This window comes from Clostridium sp. AM34-11AC (assembly GCF_003435375.1).
Lineage (GTDB): Bacteria > Bacillota > Clostridia > Lachnospirales > Lachnospiraceae > Pilosibacter > Pilosibacter fragilis.
Map to the genome: position 1 here is coordinate 1 of NZ_QWGL01000027.1, position 20004 is coordinate 20004.

Annotated in this window: 28 protein-coding genes; 21 read left to right on the plus strand and 7 right to left on the minus strand. The window is 44.3% G+C overall.

Going from position 1 to position 20004, the window contains the following annotated elements:
* Positions 1–28: 28 nt before the first annotated feature.
* The 19 genes from DW826_RS13690 to DW826_RS13780 all read left to right on the plus strand — a co-directional run bounded on the left by DW826_RS13690 (position 29) and on the right by DW826_RS13780 (position 13377).
* On the plus strand, positions 29–844 hold the full coding sequence (locus tag DW826_RS13690; protein ID WP_242994107.1) for a reverse transcriptase/maturase family protein: 816 nt from the start codon (positions 29–31) through the stop codon (positions 842–844).
* Between the two features lie 24 nt (positions 845–868).
* Positions 869–1048: a hypothetical protein gene (locus DW826_RS13695; protein WP_117553022.1), complete on the plus strand. Its 180-nt coding sequence runs from the start codon at positions 869–871 to the stop codon at positions 1046–1048.
* Between the two features lie 2 nt (positions 1049–1050).
* A complete protein-coding gene (locus DW826_RS13700; protein ID WP_002591287.1) occupies positions 1051–1533 on the plus strand; it encodes a phage holin family protein in 483 nt (160 codons plus the stop codon).
* A 78-nt stretch (positions 1534–1611) separates the two neighbouring features.
* Positions 1612–3021 (plus strand): phage tail tip lysozyme, encoded by a 1410-nt coding sequence (locus DW826_RS13705; protein WP_117553036.1) that lies wholly within the window; start codon positions 1612–1614, stop codon positions 3019–3021.
* Between the two features lie 465 nt (positions 3022–3486).
* Positions 3487–3684 (plus strand): helix-turn-helix transcriptional regulator, encoded by a 198-nt coding sequence (locus DW826_RS13710; RefSeq protein ID WP_003023288.1) that lies wholly within the window; start codon positions 3487–3489, stop codon positions 3682–3684.
* 21 nt (positions 3685–3705) lie between these two features.
* Complete coding sequence (locus DW826_RS13715) at positions 3706–4209, plus strand: hypothetical protein (RefSeq protein WP_117553023.1); 504 nt, start codon at positions 3706–3708, stop codon at positions 4207–4209.
* A 270-nt stretch (positions 4210–4479) separates the two neighbouring features.
* Positions 4480–5541: an IS30 family transposase gene (locus tag DW826_RS13720; protein WP_002591292.1), complete on the plus strand. Its 1062-nt coding sequence runs from the start codon at positions 4480–4482 to the stop codon at positions 5539–5541.
* A gap of 299 nt (positions 5542–5840) precedes the next feature.
* Complete coding sequence (gene rplU / locus DW826_RS13725) at positions 5841–6149, plus strand: 50S ribosomal protein L21 (protein WP_021905027.1); 309 nt, start codon at positions 5841–5843, stop codon at positions 6147–6149.
* A gap of 8 nt (positions 6150–6157) precedes the next feature.
* Positions 6158–6487, plus strand: a complete 330-nt coding sequence (locus DW826_RS13730; protein ID WP_015554472.1) for a ribosomal-processing cysteine protease Prp — start codon at positions 6158–6160, stop codon at positions 6485–6487.
* Positions 6488–6491: 4 nt separating this feature from the next.
* Positions 6492–6782 carry a 50S ribosomal protein L27 gene (gene rpmA, locus DW826_RS13735; RefSeq protein WP_015554473.1) on the plus strand — a complete coding sequence of 97 codons (291 nt, stop codon included), beginning with the start codon at positions 6492–6494 and terminating at the stop codon, positions 6780–6782.
* A 133-nt stretch (positions 6783–6915) separates the two neighbouring features.
* Entirely contained in the window at positions 6916–8199 is a 1284-nt protein-coding gene (gene obgE / locus DW826_RS13740) for a GTPase ObgE (protein ID WP_015554474.1), read from the plus strand.
* Positions 8200–8273: 74 nt separating this feature from the next.
* Positions 8274–8567 carry a ribosome assembly RNA-binding protein YhbY gene (gene yhbY, locus DW826_RS13745; protein WP_021905028.1) on the plus strand — a complete coding sequence of 98 codons (294 nt, stop codon included), beginning with the start codon at positions 8274–8276 and terminating at the stop codon, positions 8565–8567.
* A 70-nt stretch (positions 8568–8637) separates the two neighbouring features.
* Positions 8638–9249, plus strand: a complete 612-nt coding sequence (gene nadD, locus DW826_RS13750) for a nicotinate-nucleotide adenylyltransferase (RefSeq protein ID WP_117553024.1) — start codon at positions 8638–8640, stop codon at positions 9247–9249.
* A gap of 124 nt (positions 9250–9373) precedes the next feature.
* The gene (gene yqeK / locus DW826_RS13755) at positions 9374–10102 is read left to right on the plus strand and encodes a bis(5'-nucleosyl)-tetraphosphatase (symmetrical) YqeK (protein WP_117553025.1); all 729 of its coding nucleotides are present in this window, start codon (positions 9374–9376) and stop codon (positions 10100–10102) included.
* Positions 10023–10376 carry a ribosome silencing factor gene (gene rsfS, locus DW826_RS13760; RefSeq protein WP_117484561.1) on the plus strand — a complete coding sequence of 118 codons (354 nt, stop codon included), beginning with the start codon at positions 10023–10025 and terminating at the stop codon, positions 10374–10376. The genes yqeK and rsfS overlap by 80 nt, the downstream gene beginning before the upstream one ends.
* Positions 10377–10900: 524 nt before the next feature.
* Positions 10901–11257: a hypothetical protein gene (locus DW826_RS13765; RefSeq protein ID WP_117513244.1), complete on the plus strand. Its 357-nt coding sequence runs from the start codon at positions 10901–10903 to the stop codon at positions 11255–11257.
* A 100-nt stretch (positions 11258–11357) separates the two neighbouring features.
* A complete protein-coding gene (locus DW826_RS13770; RefSeq protein ID WP_117553026.1) occupies positions 11358–12194 on the plus strand; it encodes a TIGR02452 family protein in 837 nt (278 codons plus the stop codon).
* Between the two features lie 24 nt (positions 12195–12218).
* On the plus strand, positions 12219–12812 hold the full coding sequence (locus DW826_RS13775) for a hypothetical protein (RefSeq protein ID WP_117513248.1): 594 nt from the start codon (positions 12219–12221) through the stop codon (positions 12810–12812).
* 28 nt (positions 12813–12840) lie between these two features.
* Positions 12841–13377 (plus strand): RNA 2'-phosphotransferase, encoded by a 537-nt coding sequence (locus tag DW826_RS13780; protein WP_117513254.1) that lies wholly within the window; start codon positions 12841–12843, stop codon positions 13375–13377.
* A gap of 152 nt (positions 13378–13529) precedes the next feature.
* Here DW826_RS13780 and DW826_RS13785 read toward each other — a convergent pair whose 3' ends face one another.
* From DW826_RS13785 to DW826_RS13815, 7 genes are all read right to left on the minus strand, one after another.
* Positions 13530–14132 carry a Type 1 glutamine amidotransferase-like domain-containing protein gene (locus DW826_RS13785; RefSeq protein WP_117513256.1) on the minus strand — a complete coding sequence of 201 codons (603 nt, stop codon included), beginning with the start codon at positions 14130–14132 and terminating at the stop codon, positions 13530–13532.
* Positions 14133–14169: 37 nt separating this feature from the next.
* Complete coding sequence (locus DW826_RS13790; protein WP_181968078.1) at positions 14170–14931, minus strand: class I SAM-dependent methyltransferase; 762 nt, start codon at positions 14929–14931, stop codon at positions 14170–14172.
* A 101-nt stretch (positions 14932–15032) separates the two neighbouring features.
* Positions 15033–15515 carry a DUF3841 domain-containing protein gene (locus DW826_RS13795; protein WP_117513261.1) on the minus strand — a complete coding sequence of 161 codons (483 nt, stop codon included), beginning with the start codon at positions 15513–15515 and terminating at the stop codon, positions 15033–15035.
* A 92-nt stretch (positions 15516–15607) separates the two neighbouring features.
* Complete coding sequence (locus DW826_RS13800) at positions 15608–16057, minus strand: hypothetical protein (RefSeq protein ID WP_117553027.1); 450 nt, start codon at positions 16055–16057, stop codon at positions 15608–15610.
* A gap of 132 nt (positions 16058–16189) precedes the next feature.
* A complete protein-coding gene (locus tag DW826_RS13805) occupies positions 16190–16504 on the minus strand; it encodes a helix-turn-helix transcriptional regulator (RefSeq protein WP_117513267.1) in 315 nt (104 codons plus the stop codon).
* Positions 16505–16575: 71 nt separating this feature from the next.
* Positions 16576–16881, minus strand: coding sequence for a hypothetical protein (locus tag DW826_RS13810; protein ID WP_117513269.1), 306 nt, complete (start codon positions 16879–16881; stop codon positions 16576–16578).
* A gap of 139 nt (positions 16882–17020) precedes the next feature.
* Positions 17021–18427: a hypothetical protein gene (locus tag DW826_RS13815; protein WP_117513270.1), complete on the minus strand. Its 1407-nt coding sequence runs from the start codon at positions 18425–18427 to the stop codon at positions 17021–17023.
* A gap of 233 nt (positions 18428–18660) precedes the next feature.
* On the opposite strand from DW826_RS13815, the gene DW826_RS13820 reads away from it, so the two are divergent.
* Together DW826_RS13820 and DW826_RS13825 are read left to right on the plus strand one after the other, a co-directional pair.
* Positions 18661–18858 carry a helix-turn-helix domain-containing protein gene (locus DW826_RS13820; RefSeq protein WP_117553028.1) on the plus strand — a complete coding sequence of 66 codons (198 nt, stop codon included), beginning with the start codon at positions 18661–18663 and terminating at the stop codon, positions 18856–18858.
* A 138-nt stretch (positions 18859–18996) separates the two neighbouring features.
* Positions 18997–19950, plus strand: coding sequence for a HEPN domain-containing protein (locus tag DW826_RS13825; protein ID WP_117513275.1), 954 nt, complete (start codon positions 18997–18999; stop codon positions 19948–19950).
* Positions 19951–20004: the final 54 nt, after the last annotated feature.

Consider the following 20004-nt stretch of genomic DNA (forward strand, 5'->3'; position numbering starts at 1 on the left):
TTTTTAGCCACAAGTGTTACAAAAAAGCTTGACCACAACAGCGCTGCCGTTCTATGACAGGGTGGTACAGCACGCCATAAACAACGTGTTAGAGCCTATATTTGATAAGCGGTTTATATCGCAGTCTTACGCCTGCCGGAAAGGTAAAGGTATGCACGCTGCGTCTGATACGCTAAAAGAGTGGCTGTATGAGTGGAACAAATACCACCCAGACCAGCCGCTTTATGCTATCAAGGCAGATATACACCACTATTTCCAGAGCATAGACCATGCGGTATTAAAAACTGAAATACGTAAGGTTATAAAAGACGCTGGGGTACTGGCATTGCTGGACAGGATAATAGACCACAACGGCAATATGCCGGACGGCGTAGGGATACCAGTAGGAAACCTTACCAGTCAGTTATTTGCAAATATCTATCTGGACGCATTAGACCAGTTTATTAAGCATGAGCTGGGCGTAGAGGCGTACATACGATATATGGACGACTTTGTAATATTAAGCCCAGACAAGGAACAGCTGCGCAACTGGCTTGCACGGATAGAGCAATTCTTACGGGAAGAGCTTAAGTTAGAGTTTAACCCGAAAACTACCATGCTGGCAGCAAAGAACGGTATAGACTTTGTAGGCTACAAACACAGGGCAACGCACAGGAAAGTACGAAAGGACAGCATAAAGCGCATAAAGCGTACTATCAAGAAGTGCGAGAGCGGGAAAATCACAAAAGAGCAGTTACAAAAGAGTATACAGAGCTGGACGGGACACGCAGGACACGCCGACAGTTATAACCTACGAAAGAAAATAGAAACGCTGGCAGAGGCAGCCATAGAAAAGGCTGCTTAAGCGGCAGAATGCAGGAGCGAGTACATGAGTAGCAATTTACTAAGGGTAGTACAAGAACAACAGGAAACCATAGAAAAGCAAAGCAGGCTTATTGCTGATTTAATAGCCACTCTGGAAAGCTGGGAGCAGACAGCAGGCTACGACGGCGCAGAGCTGAAAGAGCGGGCAAAAGATTTGCAATTAAGAGAAAGGCAGGATTTATGAACATGACTATTACAGAATTTATTGAGGCGGCGGCACATAACAAAATTATCCAGCTGGTAGTATTGGCGATTGTGTGCGACACGGTTTTTGGCGTGCTGCGTGCAATCAAAGAGAAGAAATTTAACAGCTGCGCAGGCATTGACGGGGCTATCAGAAAAGTAGGTATGCTTATTTCTCTGGTATTCATGCTGGCAATCGACGTACTGATTAAGATTAACTTAATCGGATTTATACCGGAGCAGGCACGTACATATTTAGGGCTTGATACCGTGGGCGTGGCTGAATTTTTTGCATTGCTTTACATTGCCTATGAGGTAGTGAGTATTTTTAAGAATATGGCATTATGCGGGCTGCCCGTAAAAAAGGTATGGGAAAAGGTGCGGGAGTTTCTGGCGAAGTATACGGACGAACTGCCGGACACAGACGAACTGGACGGGGACAGCACCACAGGCAACGTAGAGGAACACAGGACACAGGAAAGATAAGAATAATAAGGACATAGCAGCAAAGAGCGCTTGCGGGACACCGCAGGCGCTTATTTTGTATGCGGAAAGGCAGGAAATATGAACATTAACAGAAAGATAAGTAAGTACAATTTCAATAAGGGCAGCGTTTCCAGAATTAAGTATATTGTTATCCATTATGTAGGCGCACTGGGCGGCGCAGAGGACAACTGCCGATATTATGGCGGCGGCAATAGAAATGCGTCGGCGCATTACTTTGTAGGATTTAACGGCGAGGTATGGCAGTGCGTAGAGGACGCTAATATAGCGTGGCATTGCGGAGCGTCGAGCTATAAGCACGCAGAGTGCCGAAACGCTAATAGTATCGGTATTGAAATGTGCGTAAGGAAGAAAAACACAAAGAGCATGGGCGCAACAGATAAAGACTGGTATTTTGAGGACGCAACAGTAGAGGCAGCGGCAGAGCTTACCCGTTACCTTATGAATAAATACGGCGTGCCTGCATCTCATGTAATCAGACATTACGACGTAACGGGCAAGATTTGCCCTAACCCGTATGTATATAACACCAGCGCCCACACATGGGACGAGTTTAAGCGTAAAATCAGCGGACAGGCAGAAACACCGCAGGGCGGCAATGAAAAAACAATCTGGAATTTTCTTACAGGAAAGGGCTTAAATGCTTATGCCGTGGCTGGTATTATGGGTAATCTGTATGCTGAAAGCGGGCTTATGCCGAACAACTTACAGAACGCCTATAACAATAAGCTGGGTAAGACGGACGCAGAATATACAGCAGCGGTGGATAATGGCAGCTATGGCAATTTTGTAAAAGACAGTGCAGGCTATGGGCTGGCGCAGTGGACGTATTGGAGCAGAAAGCAGGCGTTGTTTAATCATGCAAAACAGGCGGGCGTATCCATTGCAGACCTTAATATGCAGCTGGGCTTTTTATGGGAAGAATTGCAGGGATACACAGCAGTAATGGACGCACTGAAAAAGGCGGGCAGCGTGCGTGCTGCATCTGATGCCGTTCTTACTGGATATGAAAAGCCAGCAGACCAGAGCGAAACAGCAAAGAAAAAGCGTGCAGAGTACGGCGAGGGATACTATAAAAAGTATGCAGCAGGAAACGGTACAAAGTATTACAGAGTGCGCAAGAGCTGGACGGACGCAGCAAGCCAGCTGGGGGCGTTTACGTCGCTGGAAAATGCAAAGAGCGCTTGCAAGGCGGGCTATACTGTATATGATGATAACGGCAAGGCGGTATATACCGCAGCAGGGCAGCAGGCAAGCGCAGGCGTTCCGTTTAGCGTACAGGTAGATATTTTAGACCTTAATATCAGAACAGGAGCAGGCACGAATTATGCAAAGACGGGAGAAACCACAGGAAAGGGAGTATTTACCATTGTGGAAGTGAAAGCCGGACAGGGCGCAAGCGTTGGCTGGGGACGCTTGAAGAGTGGCGCAGGCTGGATTAGCTTAGATTATGCCACAAGATTAGCTTAAGTTTTCGAGGGTGGGCGGTTCACTGTCTGCCCTCAATTTTTTGCAATTTTATAGCATTTTCCGCATAAAAGAATTGACAATATACCAAAGTTGGTATATAATAAAATCATGGAAAGGAGATAAGAACAAATAAGAGGCAAAGCCACTGGAAAGGAGAAACGGCACAATGGGTAAGAAAAAGAAACAAAAGAAAAAGCCTATCGAATGGCGAGACCTGACAATCAACGCATTGATAGACTTAATCATAGGCATAATACTTATCATAATCGGTAAGCACATAGGTTAGGGCGAAAGCCCTAACCGACAGGCGGGCGATAAGCCCGCCGCCTATAAAAAAATATAACACAAACCCACAGCCGAGTAAAGAGTATGCTTTTGAAATTAGGAGTATTTTTAGTAGTAGTAGGACTGGTAAAGCTGATTATTGCTTTCATTTTGAGAGCAAAGGAAAAAGAGAGGTAAGGCATGAATTTAGGCGAGAACATAAGGAAAGCACGAAAAGCGGCGGGCGTTTCACAGTCAGAACTTGCGGAACGCCTGCAAGTCCACCAGAAAGATATAAGCAGGTGGGAGAACGGGGCGCACGCACCGACAATAGAAATGTTTGCGAAAATATGCAGAGAGCTTAACGCCTCTGCTGATGAAATTTTAGAATTGAAGTAAATACGAAAGCGAGGGCTTACTATGACAAAGAAAAAGGTAATTTTAGCGGCAGCGGCTGCATTATTTGCAGTAAGCGGTTTAACGGCGCTGCCGTCTGGAAATATAACAGGTGGGGTGGGCTGCATTGCGGTTGCGGCAGTATGCGCCTATTTTGGACTGAAAAAGAAAAGCGCAGGAAAAAAGAACGAAAACAGAACGCCTGCGCCTGCCGCTGCATCTGGTGGCAGAGTTTTAGATACAATCAGAACGAAAGTAGTAGGCGTGACGTTCAATAATGAGGACGGAGAAAACAGGCAGGATATTTTAAGCAGAATGTCCGGCAGCGAAGATATTACAGTAGAAAAGTATACATACAACGGAGAGCCTGCCGCATACGTAAAGTGGGGCGATAAGGTAATAGGCAATCTATCGGCAGAGCTGGCGGGGGACTTAGCGAGAAAGTACCCGAAAGCCCGCTACACCGCAGAAATACTGGAAATTTCTGGGGGGGGGGGTACAGACGTTCGGGTGCAATATAGAGCTTGACGTAATCGAGGACGCAACGCCCAGCGTAAGCCAGCATACGGGAGAAACTACAGTATATGTAGACCGTAGCAACAAAAAATACCATAGTAAGCCTAACTGTTCGGGAATGAAAAACCCAAAGAGCATACCGCTAAGCCAAGCAAAGAAGAAATACACCGCTTGTAAAAAGTGTTGTAAATAGGTAAAGGCATAAGCCGCAGACTTGTAAAAGAGTTTGCGGCTTTTCGTCGTATATGGGGAAAAAACAGGAACGAAAGAGAGGTAGCAGAAATGGCGAATAAGAAAGGCAGCCGACAGCTGACATGGACAGACCGTATAAGTATTGAGGCATTGAAAAAAGCAGGGCATAGCGTGATAGAGATAGCAGAACAGCTGGGCGTACACCGCAGCACTATATACAATGAGCTTAAGCGAGGGGAATATATGCACAGAAATAGCGACTATACAGAAACATTAAGTTATAGCCCAAACAAGGCACAAATGAAAGCAGAGGAAAATTTAAAGGCAAGGGGTACACAGCTTAAAATAGGAAACGATATTGCATACGCAAATTATATAGAGGATAAAATAGTAAATGAAGATTACAGCCCAGCTGCGGTACTGGGAGAATTGAAAGCACAGGGGAAAGAGGGGGACTTTTCCGTAACAGTATGCGTAACGACCTTATACAGCTACATTGATAAGGGTATTTTCCTTAAGCTGTCTAATAAGAATTTGCCAGTAAAGAAGAATAAGAAGAGAAATTATAAGAAAGTACAGAGACAACAGAAAAGGGCGGCAGCAGGAGAGAGTATAGACAAACGCCCGAAAGAGATAGATACACGGGAAGAGTTTGGCAACTGGGAAATGGACAGCGTTTTAGGTAAGCGGGGAAAGTCAAAAAATACGTTGCTGGTACTGACAGAGCGGAAAACCAGAAACGAGATTATATTTAAACTGCCAGACCATACAGACGAGGCAGTAGTAGCGGCACTGGATAGATTAGAAAGAAAATGGGGCGCTGATATGTTTAAGCGGGTATTTAAGACAATCACAGTAGACAACGGTAGCGAGTTTGCAGATGCAGAGGGCTTACAGCGTTCTATTATCAACGAGGGAGAAAAACGGACAAAGGTATATTACTGCCACCCTTATAGTAGCTGGGAACGTGGCACGAATGAGGTAACAAATAAGATGATACGCCGGAAGATACCGAAAGGCACAAATTTTGACGACAGGACAGAGGAAGAGGTAGAGAGTATAGAGAACTGGATAAACGGATACCCACGCAAAATACATGGCTATCATTCAGCAGGGGAACTATTCGAGGAAGAGGTAAAACAGCTTGCATAAGAACGAGAATAGGGGGCGTGAGAGGCTGGCAGGAGTGGCAGCCTTACTATTGCGCTGCCTAAAAGTGAAAATATACAATAAAACAGGCTGCGTATTGTGCAAAATGGCAAAACGATAAAAACATGAAAAAAATGTCGAATTTAATGTTGACATTTTTAAAATATCGAAATTGCGAAAAAATGCTTGACAATGCAAGCACAGTTTGTTATAGTTTTATAGTGTGCCGCACAGTGAGGTTTTCAAGGATTCCATGATGGAAGACACCATAACTGGCGAGTAATGATAATAGGAGGTGCAATATGTACGCGATTATTGCAACTGGCGGTAAGCAGTATAGAGTAGCCGAGGGCGACAGCATCAAGATCGAGAGAATTGACGCAGAGGTTGGTTCTGCAGTAACTTTTGATCAGGTTCTTGCTGTTAACAACGGAGAGCTTACAATCGGATGCCCGACCGTTGAGGGTGCAACAGTATCTGCAACAGTAGAGAAAGTTGGCAAGGGCAAAAAAGTTATCGTTTACAAGTATAAGCGCAAATCTGGCTACCATAAGAAAAATGGTCACAGACAGCTTTATACTCAGGTTAAGATTGAAAAGATCAATGCTTAATTAAGATTATGATTCAGGTAAATATCCTGCGTGACAGGAACGAAGTAGTAAAGGGAATCGATATCAATGGTCATGCTGGCTATGCAGAATACGGACAGGACGTGATTTGTGCTGCTGTTTCCGCACTGGTTCTCAACATGGCAAACTCCGTTGAAACATTTACGGACGATCACTTTGAAGGAAGTGTGGGGGAAGATGGTGGAAGCTTTTCTTTTTCCTTCCCGGACAAAATAAGTTCTGAGTCGCAGCTCCTCATGAAATCCCTGATTCTCGGACTCGAAAATATCCGGGATGAATATGGAGCAGAATATATCAAATTTCGATTCAGGGAGGTGTAACGATATGTTTAAGATGAACCTTCAGTTATTTGCTCATAAGAAAGGTGTTGGTTCCACAAAGAACGGACGTGATTCTGAGTCCAAACGCCTTGGAGCTAAGAGAGCAGACGGACAGTTCGTATTAGCTGGCAACATCCTTTACAGACAGCGCGGAACAAAGATTCACCCGGGTCTCAACGTAGGCATCGGCGGTGATGATACTTTATTCGCTAAAGTTGACGGTGTTGTTAAGTTTGAGAGAAAGGGCAGAGACAAAAAGCAGGTTTCTGTATATCCTCAGGCAATCAACGAATAATAACGATGAGCTCCATACTGGATGGTATGGAGCTTTTTTAAGATTTATGTGTAACAGTGAGACTTTGGATTCATGAAAAGAATAAGAAGCGGCACTGTTATATTTTTTAATTTTATTGAGAGGACGGTTTTCCATGTTTACAGACAGTGCAAAAGTATATATCAGATCAGGAAACGGCGGAAACGGGCATGTGAGCTTCCGGCGTGAACTGTATGTTCCGAATGGAGGACCTGACGGCGGTGACGGCGGAAGAGGCGGAGACATCATCTTTGAAGTGGATGATGGACTGAACACGCTTGTGGATTTCCGTCATGTAAGGAAGTATGCGGCCGAAAATGGCGAAGAGGGCGGAAAACGCCGCTGCCATGGCGCTGACGGAAAGGACCTGATCGTCAGGGTCCCGGAAGGTACTGTCGTTAAGGACCTGGAAACCGGTAAGGTTATCACAGACATGTCCGGTGAAAACCGCCGGGAAGTGATCTTAAAGGGCGGTAAAGGCGGTCTTGGGAATATGCATTTTGCGACAGCAACCATGCAGGTTCCGAAATATGCCCAGCCGGGACAGCCGGGGCAGGAGCTCTGGGTACAGTTAGAGCTGAAGGTGATCGCAGATGTGGGACTCGTAGGGTTTCCGAATGTCGGAAAATCCACTCTGTTATCCCGTGTTTCCAACGCAAGACCGAAAATCGCGAATTATCATTTCACGACTTTGAACCCGCATCTCGGCGTAGTTAATTTAGGCGATGGCAACAGTTTTGTAATGGCGGATATCCCTGGCCTTATAGAGGGTGCGTCTGAGGGAGCCGGCCTTGGGCATGAGTTTCTTCGCCATATCGAGCGCACGAAAGTCCTGCTTCATGTGGTGGACGCAGCTTCCGTTGAGGGACGTGACCCGATCGAGGATGTCCATGCGATCATGGACGAGCTTTCCGCTTATAATCCAGAACTCTTAAAACTGCCGCAGGCTATCGCAGCCAATAAGCTGGATGCAGTTTATGATGAGGGGGCGGATCCGCTCGCAGACTTAAAGAAAGAGTTCGAGCCGATGGGAATCCCGGTATTTGGAATTTCTGCTGTCAGCGGCGAAGGTGTAAATGATCTTCTCTACTATCTCTATGATGTGATCAGGAAGACAGACCGTACGCCGAAGATCTTTGAGAAAGAATTCGAGATCGAGTATGTGGGTGACCGTTCTCTTCCTTATACTGTTGAGAAGGATGAAGAGGGCATCTATGTGGTTGAGGGGCCGAGAATCGAGAAGATGCTTGGTTACACGAACCTTGATTCTGAGAAGGGCTTTGATTTCTTCCAGAAATTCTTAAAGCAGTCCGGAATCCTTGCCGATCTTGAAAAGGCGGGAATTCAGGAAGGCGATACGGTCCGCATGTACGGACTCGTATTTGACTACTATAAATAATGCATCGGATCTTCTCCGGGCGTCCGTATGAATGCCCGGAGACCATGCTTTTCCATATATGAAAAGGAGTTACTATGACCAGCAAACAGCGTTCCTATTTAAAGGGACTTGCAATGACCATGGATGCCGTTTTACAGATCGGCAAGTCCAGCCTCACACCGGAGATTACCAAATCCGTCGAGGAAGCGTTAAACGCAAGAGAATTGATTAAGATCCATGTACTGAAGAACTGTGCGGATGACGGAAAAGACCTTGCGCAGATCCTTGCAGAGCGCACTCATTCCGAGGTTGTACAGGTCATCGGAAAGATGATCGTTCTGTATAAGCCGGCGAAGGAAGAGAAGGACAGAAAGATCATTCTTCCGTAAACAGTGTGACGATCGCGGCAATCCGGGACTGTTTGACGTCCGGATTGTGCGCGGGCAAAGGGGGGATACGATGAGACGCATCGGTATTCTTGGGGGAACATTTGATCCGGTCCACAACGGTCACCTGCTTCTTGGGGAACAGGCGTATCGGGAGTATGGACTGGATGAGATCTGGTTTATGCCGTCCCATGTTCCGCCGCACAAAAAAGATCATTTTATCACGGATGGGGCGGCGCGCATCAGGATGCTGGAGCTTGCCACGGAATCAATCCCGTATTTTACTGTCTCTGATTTTGAGATGGGACGGGAAGGGAACACCTACACGGCGCAGACTCTGGCGCTCTTAAAAGAGGCATATCCGGATATAGAGGTCTATTTTATCATAGGGGCAGATTCCCTGTACCAGCTGGAATCCTGGTATCATCCGGAACAGGTGATGGCGCAGGCTGTGCTTCTGGTATCCGGAAGAACCTACGAGGACGGTGGTGTGCCGCTTGAGGATAAGGTTGCTTACTTCAATGAGAAGTACAACGCGGATATCCGGATCCTTCATAATCCAAAGATTGACGTGGCGTCCGCGGATATCCGGAAAAAGGCGGCAGAAGGCAGGGATCTTTCAAAAGACATGCCGGCGGCTGTGGCGGAGTATATCAGAGAGACAGGCCTGTATCTGACAAAATAGTCTGCCGGATATTCCGGTATCAGGACGGTGCATCAGACGCGGGAAAAGAACATGCGGAAACAGATGACCCGCATCTCACAGCAAAAATGCCGGGGCATTCTTGAATTCAGAAAGAAGATTCATTATGGATAGTCGTGTACCTGAAATCAGAAAACATTTAAAGAAAAAACTCGATGCGTACCGCTATGAGCATACGCTTGGCGTGGAATTTACCTGCCAGGCACTTGCGATGCGATATGGGTACGATCTTGATAAAGCCGATCTTGCGGGACTCCTGCATGACTCGGCAAAGCGTTTTGAGGATCCGGTCATGCTTCAAAAATGTCTGGACCGCAATATTCCGGTGACTGCTGAGGAGGAGAGGGATCCGTCCCTGCTTCACGCAAAACTCGGGGCATGGATGGCGGAACATAAATACGAGGTGGATGATCCGGAGATCTTAAGCGCGATCACCTGCCATACGACGGGAAAGCCGGGCATGAGCCTGCTCGACAAGATCCTCTATGTGGCAGATTACATTGAACCGAGACGATCCAAGGCGGCCAATCTTACGGCTATGCGGAAGCTTGCGTTCATCAATCTTGACGAGGCGTGCCTCGAGATTATGGAGAGCATTCTTGTATATTTAAAAAGTACGGGCTGCCAGATCGATCCGATGACAGAGGCGGCGTGTGAGGATATGCGCCGTGTCGTTTCGGAAAGGAAGAAAGAGACAGCCGGAGAGGCATCAGCCGTGACCGGAATAACCCATCAGGACAAGGAGGAACAATCAGTTGAATCAGTCAAAAGAAATGGTAAAACTTGCAGTCGAGGCTTTGGAAGAGAAAAAAGGCGAAGACGTAAAAATTATTGACATTGAGGGCGTTTCCGTGATCGCGGATTACTTCGTTCTCGCAAGCGCTTCCAATGCAAACCAGACACAGGCTTTAGTTGACAATGTAGAAGAAAAGCTTTTCAAAGCCGGTTATGAGTGTCATCAGAAAGAGGGAAGCATGAGCTCCACATGGGTCCTTATGGATTACGGCGATGTGATCGTACACGTATTCTCCAAGGAAGACCGCCTGTTTTATGATCTGGAGAGGATCTGGAGAGACGGAAAGATCGTGGAGTCTGTGGACGAGCTGTAGGAAAAATTGTTTAATTCCTTTTATTTCCGAAACATTCCTTTTATACCCGAAACAAGGGATGCGGAAACGTAATAATTTTCCTTTTATATCCAAAACAAGCGGTGTAAAACAGGGATTTGAGTTTTCCTTTTATATCGCAAACAAAGAATAAAAATCAAAAAACCAGTTTTCCTTTTATATCCGAAACAAGAGGGTATAAGGGCGAGAACTGGTTTTCCTTTTATTTCCGAAACATCCGATTATCTGAAAAATACCCTCTTGCAATTTGAAATACTTGATGATATAGTGGCGGCAACGGTTTGGCGAATGCTGAAACCGGAATTATGACAAAGCGCTTTATGATTTCAGGCAGGAACGTCGGAGTGAAAATTTGACTCAAAACGTTATCCGCAGAAATCGCTAATTGGAAATTCGAATTCGATGATGATATAGTTGCAACGAAAAAATAACACGGATACCGGGTTCGGGATTTTATCGCAGCGGTCGGTGAAATACCCGTGTGATAAAATTAAGGAGTGGATGAGATGCATTTGGATCAGTCGGCATTGGGAATCCTGCGTAAAGCAGAAGATAAGAACGGTCGGAAATACATGGATTGGCGGATACCGTATATGGATCAGCCAGGTCTGATCATGGTCTATAAATCCGACAGCCGGTATGAAAAGTATATGATTTACTTTTTCACAAGTCCGGCAAGCGATTGTCCGGGCAAATATCTGCACACAACCTACGGAAGTATCCAGGTGGAAGATGGTTCATTGACAATCAGAACAAAGAACAGCGTCTATGAATTTGAACTGGATGCGTCATGTGTTTCAAAGGCGGATATGGTTTTGCTGTTACATACGGTAAACGAATATTTTCGTGATAACAGCATGTAAGGCGGACGAGGCCAGGCACTGGGCTACGGGAGTGATTCCGCGGCCGTTTTCATAGCGTTGGGATCTGAAATTAACAAAGAGAAAAAGGAATGATAAACGTATGAGCAGTTTTGAAAATGTAGAAATTTTTGAAGATACTAAAAGACTGTGTGAAACAAACGGAAAGATTAAGGACGCTCTTGCGCGGTCTGTGAAAAACCAGAAGCTGATTCTGGAAGGAACGGAGCTGTCTGCTGTGGATAAGGCACGCTTTGAAGATGAAGCGAAGATCATCGTATCCACAAAGCGGACTTTCGAGGCGGCTGCAGGTTATGCAGGCCAGAAAGTAGCGGTACATAACTTTGCCTCTGCGACCAATCCGGGCGGTGGCGTGACAAGGGGATCCAGCGCGCAGGAAGAGTGTCTGTGCAGATGCTCCGGGCTGTATTTCTGCCTGAGCGTACCGGAAATGATGAAGAGCTTCTATTATCCGCATCGGAATGCGAAAAATCCGATCAACAATGCAGATATCATCTATACGCCAGATGCGACCGTATTCAAGACAGATACTAGCCGCCCGAAGCTGATGGATGAGAAGGACTGGTATGATGTGGATGTGATCACCTGCGCAGCGCCGAACCTGCGGAAGAGGCCGAGCAACCAGTTCAACCAGGATAACGGTGACCGGTCGGTAAAAGTCAGCGACAAGGAGCTTCTGGAAATCCATAAGAAGAGACTGACAAGGATTCTGGATGTTGCCGCATTGAATGGCGCTGAAGTGGTAATTCTTGGTGCTTTCGGATGCGGTGCGTTTCAGAATAAGCCGGAAGTGGTGGCAAGAGCAGCAAAAGAAGTAATTGCGGATTATCTGCACACATTTAAAACCATTGAATTTGCCGTATACTGTTCCCCGCGGGATGATACAAATTTCAAGGTGTTTAAGCGAGTGATGGGTTAAATACGAATGTGAGGAGGTAACGGGATGAAGAAAATCAAAAAAGGCGGAAAAGAGAATGAGGCAGCTTCCTTCTATACTGCGGATGAGTTCTTTTTACGGAAAGGATACCAGATCCCGGATCTGGTGACTGAAGTCAGAAAAGAAGCATACGTTTCGGGATTCAACCGTGGCCAGGAGCAGGCGTATTATGGATTCTGGAATAAAGACTGCCAGAAATTATTCAAGGAAGATGAAGAGACGCGGAAGGTTGAGGAACATGAACATTGCTGGACAGCGCATGACGAGTGGCAGGAACATGTCGCCAGAACGGCGTTTAATCTTGCGGCATCTGCTTACAAGGAGTATATGGGCGGAAAGAGCAGCGTGGACGATGCGATGAATGCCATTGTTGCCGTACTGCGCACGGAGTTCGTGAATACAAGGGTAAAACAGGTTGCGGAAAACGCCGGAAAGATAATCCCGGTACCGCCGGAAGAAAAATGGCTGAGCGATGATGAGGATGAAGGCGAAGGCGTGAGCATGCTGACCATGACACGTGAGATTCTGAAAGAGGGAAGAAAAGAGGGCTATGATATCGGCTATATGAAAGGATATATGGCGGCACAGTCAAAAGAGTAGGCATTACAGTGGAAGGGCAGGTGAGAATATGGGACATCAGGACAATGCCGGAAAATTCATAGCGTTTATTTTGCGGCACCACCCGGAAGCCATTGGTATGAAACTGGATGAACACGGATGGGCGCGTACGGAAGATCTGATTGCCGGGATAGCGAAGAGCAGACCATTTGACATGCAGATGCTGGAAGAAATTGTACGGACTGATTCCAAGCAGCGGTATTCCTTCAATGAGGATAAAACGCTGATCCGGGCAAACCAGGGGCATTCCATTCCAGTGGATGTGGAACTGGAGCAAAAGACCCCGCCGGATGTTTTATGGCATGGAACGGGAGAGAAGTATGTGGAATCAATCAATCGGATTGGATTGATTCCGAAATCCAGGCTGTATGTGCATCTGTCAAAAGATTATGAGATTGCCAAAACAGTGGGGAACCGACATGGAAAGCCGGTTGTATACCGGGTAAATGCAAAGCAAATGGCAGAAGATGGCTATCCGTTCTATTTATCGGTAAATGGGGTATGGCTGACCAAAGAAGTGCCTGTACAGTATTTAAGCACTTTATAAAAACGTTCTGCAGTAAAGAATATAAAACAGAGATGCGAGGTTCTCTCGATGGAACCTCGACCTCCCTGTTTTATTACTCCGTTTTTCTCTAAAGTTCTTACTCCGTCAATGTCTTATTTTCAGGAGCAATTCCATAAACTGGAATTTTCAAATTAGTCTTTGCAAACAACCTTTGAACCTTCACCATCAATTACAATTCCCTGACGGTTGTTAATTGGGCATAGATTCAAATCCGAAAATTCAGTCATTATTTTCTCAGTAACTTTCTTAAATGGTGCTGTAAGATAATGCGGAAGAACATAGAAATCAAGCAAATCAAGCCCTGCATCATCTTCTTGTGAGTAGTCCTCCGGTTTTTCATCCATTTGTTCAATATATTGGATAGTTGGAGCGCATATAATCGCACCCGCCGATTCACCAATCATCAGTTTTCCCTTTGCCAATTCCTTCTTCAATAGCTCATCCGTTCCCGTTTTACGGAGCTGGTCCATAAGGAAGAACGAATTTCCACCAGTAAAATATATCACATCCGCATCTTCAAAAACGGACTGTATCGTTAAATAAGCCTCCGTTGAAATATCAATTTCAGTTACGGCTGCTCCCAGTTTATTGAATAGCTTTCGAGCCGAGCCGACATAACCGGTATAGCCTTCACGCAGCGAAGCTGTTGGAATAAATGCGACTTTCTTGTTATCAATTTCTTCTTTTATCAAACTTCCTACACTTGAAAAGTGCGAACATAAAAACAGTTTCATCCATATCCTCCATTTATACCTTATAGGTGTTTTAGTTCTATCTATCCACTTTTTTGTTCGCCGATACAATCAGCATCATGGGACGGCGCATTTCATCCTGCATCCCCGGAATATCCATCATGTATTCCGGCGGCTGCGGCTCCACAATATGATTTATTATAAAACCATTTGAAAGCAGTGTATTTAGATATGTGGTCAGTGTTCTATGAAATTTTGTAACCTTTTCTCCCAAAAACACAGCTGTTCGTTTGCCCTCATAATAATAATTATCCACCGGAAAATGCAGTATTTCTCCTTTTTTGTTATAATACCAGTCTTGTGTTCCATAGGCAGTAAAAACAGGATGTTCAACCGTAAAAACTAGCTTACCACCAGACTTCAGTATTCTATATATCTTTTTTACTAAAATCTCATAATCTGCTACATAGTGAAACGCAAGTGAACTTAATATTACATCAAAACTCTCCTCTGGGAATTCCACATCTTCTATAGCACAGCATTTATATTCAACCTGTGGAAAATGTGTTTTTTCTTTGGCTACCTCGAGCATTTTATGAGAAATATCAACACCTACAACAGAAGACGCTCCGTGTTCCATCGCATAAATACAGTGCCATCCATAGCCGCATCCTAAATCAAGCACACGCTTATCTTTAAAATCCGGCAGCAGCTTTCTCAATGTTTCCCATTCTCCTGCACCGGCTAGTCCCTGCTGTGAGCGACTCATTTGACTGTATTTTTGAAAAAATATATCATCATCATATTTGTTTTCTTTTCCATATTCTACATAATTCAACATCTTTCACCTCGCTGTAAACTTCAAAGTTTCTGTTCCTTACAAATTTCGATTTATCGTGATACAAAATATTCAGCTTTTTTCACCCATTCTTTTTTTATTTCTCACATGGTTGCCTGGGTACTAAGATGTGGATGTACTTCACCTTCAAAAGAACAGCTGATATCGAAAATATTTTCCCAGCTTTTCTGTTTTTCCTCTTCAGAATACACTGCTGAATCGTCAATAGGGAAAATAATGTCGCCATCATTTAGGACGCAGTGCCAGTAATCAAAATCAGAAAGTAAAACCAGATTGTCCGGGACTTCAATAGTCAGTAAAACAATAGGTGTACCTTTTTCTCCCCAATTACGCCCATGCACACGCATATCCAGTCGTTTCCGCATGCCTTCCCACTGGTACCAGGCCCACACGGGGAATATAACACCTTCTGGTGGTTCACCTATACGCTTTTTCATTTGCTCTGCCATCCACAGATAAGAATCTTCAAACCAATCCGTCGCAATGAAATTTTTGTCTGCTCTGAGCACTCCGGTTTGTTCCATTTTTTCATATGTACATTGATGCTGTATGGACCACAAAAGCATAGTACACCTCACTTAAATCTTCTGAGTTATTTATTATTCTACCATAAAAAATAGAGCCAGTGTAAAAAATCACGCCAACCCTATCCGGACATTCATTCTTCAGTTTCAGAAAATCCAAATATCAGAGAAAATTCCACCTCATTACTGCCGGACCACCTGTTGACGCTGATATGATCCGCCGCAGCCATGGCCATCCGCATCCGTTTCTGGGTGGCCGTGATATCAAAACCGCACCGGCCGGTAAAAGTTGCGGTAATATCATGAAAATGGTCCTGCCGGATAGTCAATTTGGCACCGGTCAATTCTGCAAATCCCTTCAGGATCGGCAGAAGAGCCGCATCAAACCATGCTCTGAAATCCCGTACCGCATCATCAGCGCGTTCCCGGCGTACTTTTTCAATAGCCTCTATAGCGGCCGCAGCTTCTTCTTGTGAGAGGTTTTCTGCCATGTCGGCTAAATTACCGGCTTGATCCGTACCGGTATAATCAAATTCGAGTACATTATCGTTTTCATTGTTTTCCAAAAGTTCATTCTGTTCCATAAAGCATATTCTCCATAGATTTATATATTGTTCTTTAGAACAAATATAGCATATAAAAGATGGGAAAGAAATTATTTTCGTTCGACGTGTTTCGACAAAAAACGACAAAAATGGAGGATCACAGAGATCCTCCTATTCGAGATAAGCCTTGAGAGCTTTCATCAATCTTTTCTGTTCATCCGGTGGAAGAGTATGGATTGCTTCCGGTAGACCATTCGCCAATCCATCCACGGAATGAGTGACAACATCAACCAGGAGGGTATCCGCGGAGACATCCAAAGCATTTGCTATGGCGACGAACGTATCTAATCTTACAGTTTTCATACCGCGTTCAATGACACTTATATGTGTTGAACTGAGATCGACAATGGCAGCCAGATTTTCCTGTGTCAAGCCTTTTGCTTCCCTTGCGGTCTTAATACGCAATCCTACTGCTTTTAAATCCATCGTACATCTCCTTTAGCACAAAAAATTGGTCTAAAGATATTATATCTGTTGGGCAGGATGCAATACAGAATCTACGAAACTATATATTGGTCTAAAGAACAATATAAGGAAAGATTATGAATGATTATTATCTTGCATGCGTCTGATTCATGTTGCAAATCCTGTGCTAATTCCGTGGTGCGTACATAAATATCACCGCTACAGTTCGCGCCGGTGTCGCTGTACAGATGGTTATCCGTGCAAATTCCGTAGTCTTTACTATACGCATAGGATGTCAATGATGCAAATTGACTGATATCAATGGTACCAGTTGCGAGCAATACAGCAAGCAGCCCGGCAACCGGACGCTTCCAGTTCCCTTTTTTATGTTTTTGCATAGATTCTCCTTCCTTACTTTTTTTATAGGCTAATTATGGAGAAAAATGATGCAAATTTGGTTTTGATGTGATTTTGTTATACATACAAAAAAGACTTCCTCTAATTTCTTAGAGAAAGTCCTTGTGTTGGAGAAACGATTTATTCGTATTTAATGTATTCACCGAAATTGAAATTGTAAGACTGTCTTGTTCCGAGTTTTGAAGTTTCTCTCCAATCATTAACGAGGTCGATAGCTCCGTTTTCAGCCATATGCGGAACGCCGTCTGCCTGTACAATCCAACATGCGTGTACTGTGTCCCCGACAACGGCGCATTTTAAACCAAGCAGCGTTGCAAGCAGATGTCCTGTATCAGCAAAATCAATACATACGCCCTTTTTGTTGATAAGCACCTGATAAAATTTATCGTACGTATGCAGACTTGGATTGTTTTTTACTTCATCGTCGTATTTTGATCCGATTAACAATTCTGAAATCTTTGCGAGTCTCTCTGGTTCTGTAGCATGTTCGAAATCAAAACTATTTAACCAGTTCCTCAACACAGCAATAACTTCATCGGCCTGTTTTTTCTCTTCGTCTGTCATGGAATTTACACGATTGAATGGATCTGTTTGACCGGTCAGCTGTGCGATGTAATAACCATAGTTTGTGATAAACTGATTGTGTCCTGCGAGTCCGTGATGATTAATTTCCGAATATTTTTCAAGCCAGTCTTTAGTTGCTTCAATATTCAGTGCATACAGATCCACGACCCTTTTAAGTGGATAATTACTATCATACGCTACATCACGCACCTTGCCGCCTTCATAGGTCAAGCCAAGTTCTTCTGCAGTGGCAGTTTTAATTTTGCCGTTTTCATCCAGTACGCGGTACAGGTAATCGATTGTCACTCCGTCAGGAGTTGTCCATTTATCGAATGTCCAGTACGACTGCGCATTCGGATAAAGTTTCATCTGGTAACCTGCAGATGTCGGATCTCCGATATCTCCCGCTGCTTTTGTATCTGTTTTTCCGTGATAATACAGAATATATTCGTTACCACCGTTCCAGTTGCGCCAGTACATATTGTCGCCAACTTTCAAATCGGTTGTTGGAAATGCGACACCAGTTCCAACTGGGTTTACTCTTGTAGTATTCTCCGGTTTATCGACATCTCTCATATAGCTGACAAGGCTCGACTGTTTGACGTTGGATTTTGCGGAAGACTGGGTTTTTCCTGTTGAACCGGTACTTTTTACAGTCCCCTGCGTCTTTACCACGCCGTTCTCTACCCACTGTCCGTCTGCATTTACGGTATAGCCGTCCGGGGTTGTGGTGTTGGTTAAGAGGTAACCGTCTGCACCGAAATAATAACTCTCGGAAATGCCGTCCCCATTACCATCCAGCCATTTCCATTCATTCTTCGGATAGCTGCCGTTTTCATCCCACCAGTATCCGTTTGCATCCTGTTTCCATTGCCCGGCCAATGCGGTTGTTGCAGAACCTGCTACCATGGCCGTTGCCAGTGACAGAGCTACCGCTTTTTTGTAAATTTGCTTTTTACCCATAATGTTCCTCCTTTGTTCGTTAGCCCTTTTTCTTGCGCTATAGACTTATTATAGTTCCTTGGGTGATTTCTGACAATGCTTTTGTATTCTGCCGATATCCAAAAGAACTATTTTAATTCTGTTTTCAAGAAAAATTCAGCTGTACTATGAATAGTATATCGTATTGTGGATATATACACAATATTGATCTGAAAGAAAATCAGCTATGATTGTTCGCAGGAGGAGGACTTGTCATGGTTGATTACAGCCCGCTGTGGGACACAATGCGCAAACGCGGAATAACGCAATATATGATTCTGCAGGATAAGGTCCTCGATAATCATACGCTTGATCGTCTGAAAAAGAACATGAACATCACGTTGATTACATTGGAGCGTATCTGCACCTATCTGGATTGCACACCGAATGACGTGATTCGGTTTACAAAATAGAACAGTAGTATATTTGATCGGAAATTATAAATAAAATCCCATGTCAGTGCCGCGCGGCGGTTGACTTGGGATTTGTTCGTATAGAGATTTTTTATGTACACCTTATAAATACCTCATTGAATGGAGTAGAGCAATTATATGGAAAATACATTAAAAAAGAGACCTTGTACGGAAGTAAAATATCATGGTCTTTACGATGGCAAAAGCCTGCTTCCGTACGCCATTGAAAGGAACTGGGAACTGAAGAGGTCCAAAATAAATTATGACATAGAAATCTTAACCAAGCTGAATCAGAAATCAATAACGATAAAGCTGTCAGATTCGGTACCTTTTGAAAGGGTACATGCGATACTCTGCAAAATTCTGAGGTATGAATGTCTTTTTGATGGCCGTTTTTTCAAAATGAATAAATATGAAGTAGACGGTATTGATATCACGGCTGAGATGAGAGAAAACATGCTGTCATATTATGAAGGTAAACGGGCATATACAATATTCAGTCAACCAGTGAATGATATGGCCTATAAAAGAGGTTTTTGTGCATGGGAGAGGTACGATAAAAAGGCATTACAAATGGATCAGATGTTTTATTATATCGGGTTCGGTGATGGCTTGACAGCCGATTTGAGGTTGGCATTATTCTCAGAGATATTTGAGCCGTTATCAGAGTATCTTGCATCATTGCAAAAAATCCAAATTAATTGTTCACAGCCGCCAAAACAGAGGAATACAAAATGCCCACAATGTGGCTGCAAGTATAAAATTTCCATACCGAGTATTCCCTCCTTCAAGGATAAGATAGATTCGGTGATACAAGGATACGGAAGAACAGCGTTTAATGGCGATAATATTCCTGAAATTCTAAAAAGGACTGTCAACACAAGAAATAAAATGCTTCATGTTGATGCGAAAAAAGAAGATGCAATGACGGGCGGCCAGTGTGGATTTTACATCAGAAAATATGTAGAATTGTATCGGGTAGTGGTGCTGTCAGAATTAAAACTGTGGAATGCAGATCTGGAAAATGAACTTGCAGAGGCCATAAACGGTTACAATGCTGATTTCAAAAAATTAAGAATAAAAAAGAAATGAAAGAAGCGACAGCAGTATACTACAGGAACAATGATAAGAAAGCGCAGGTGCGAG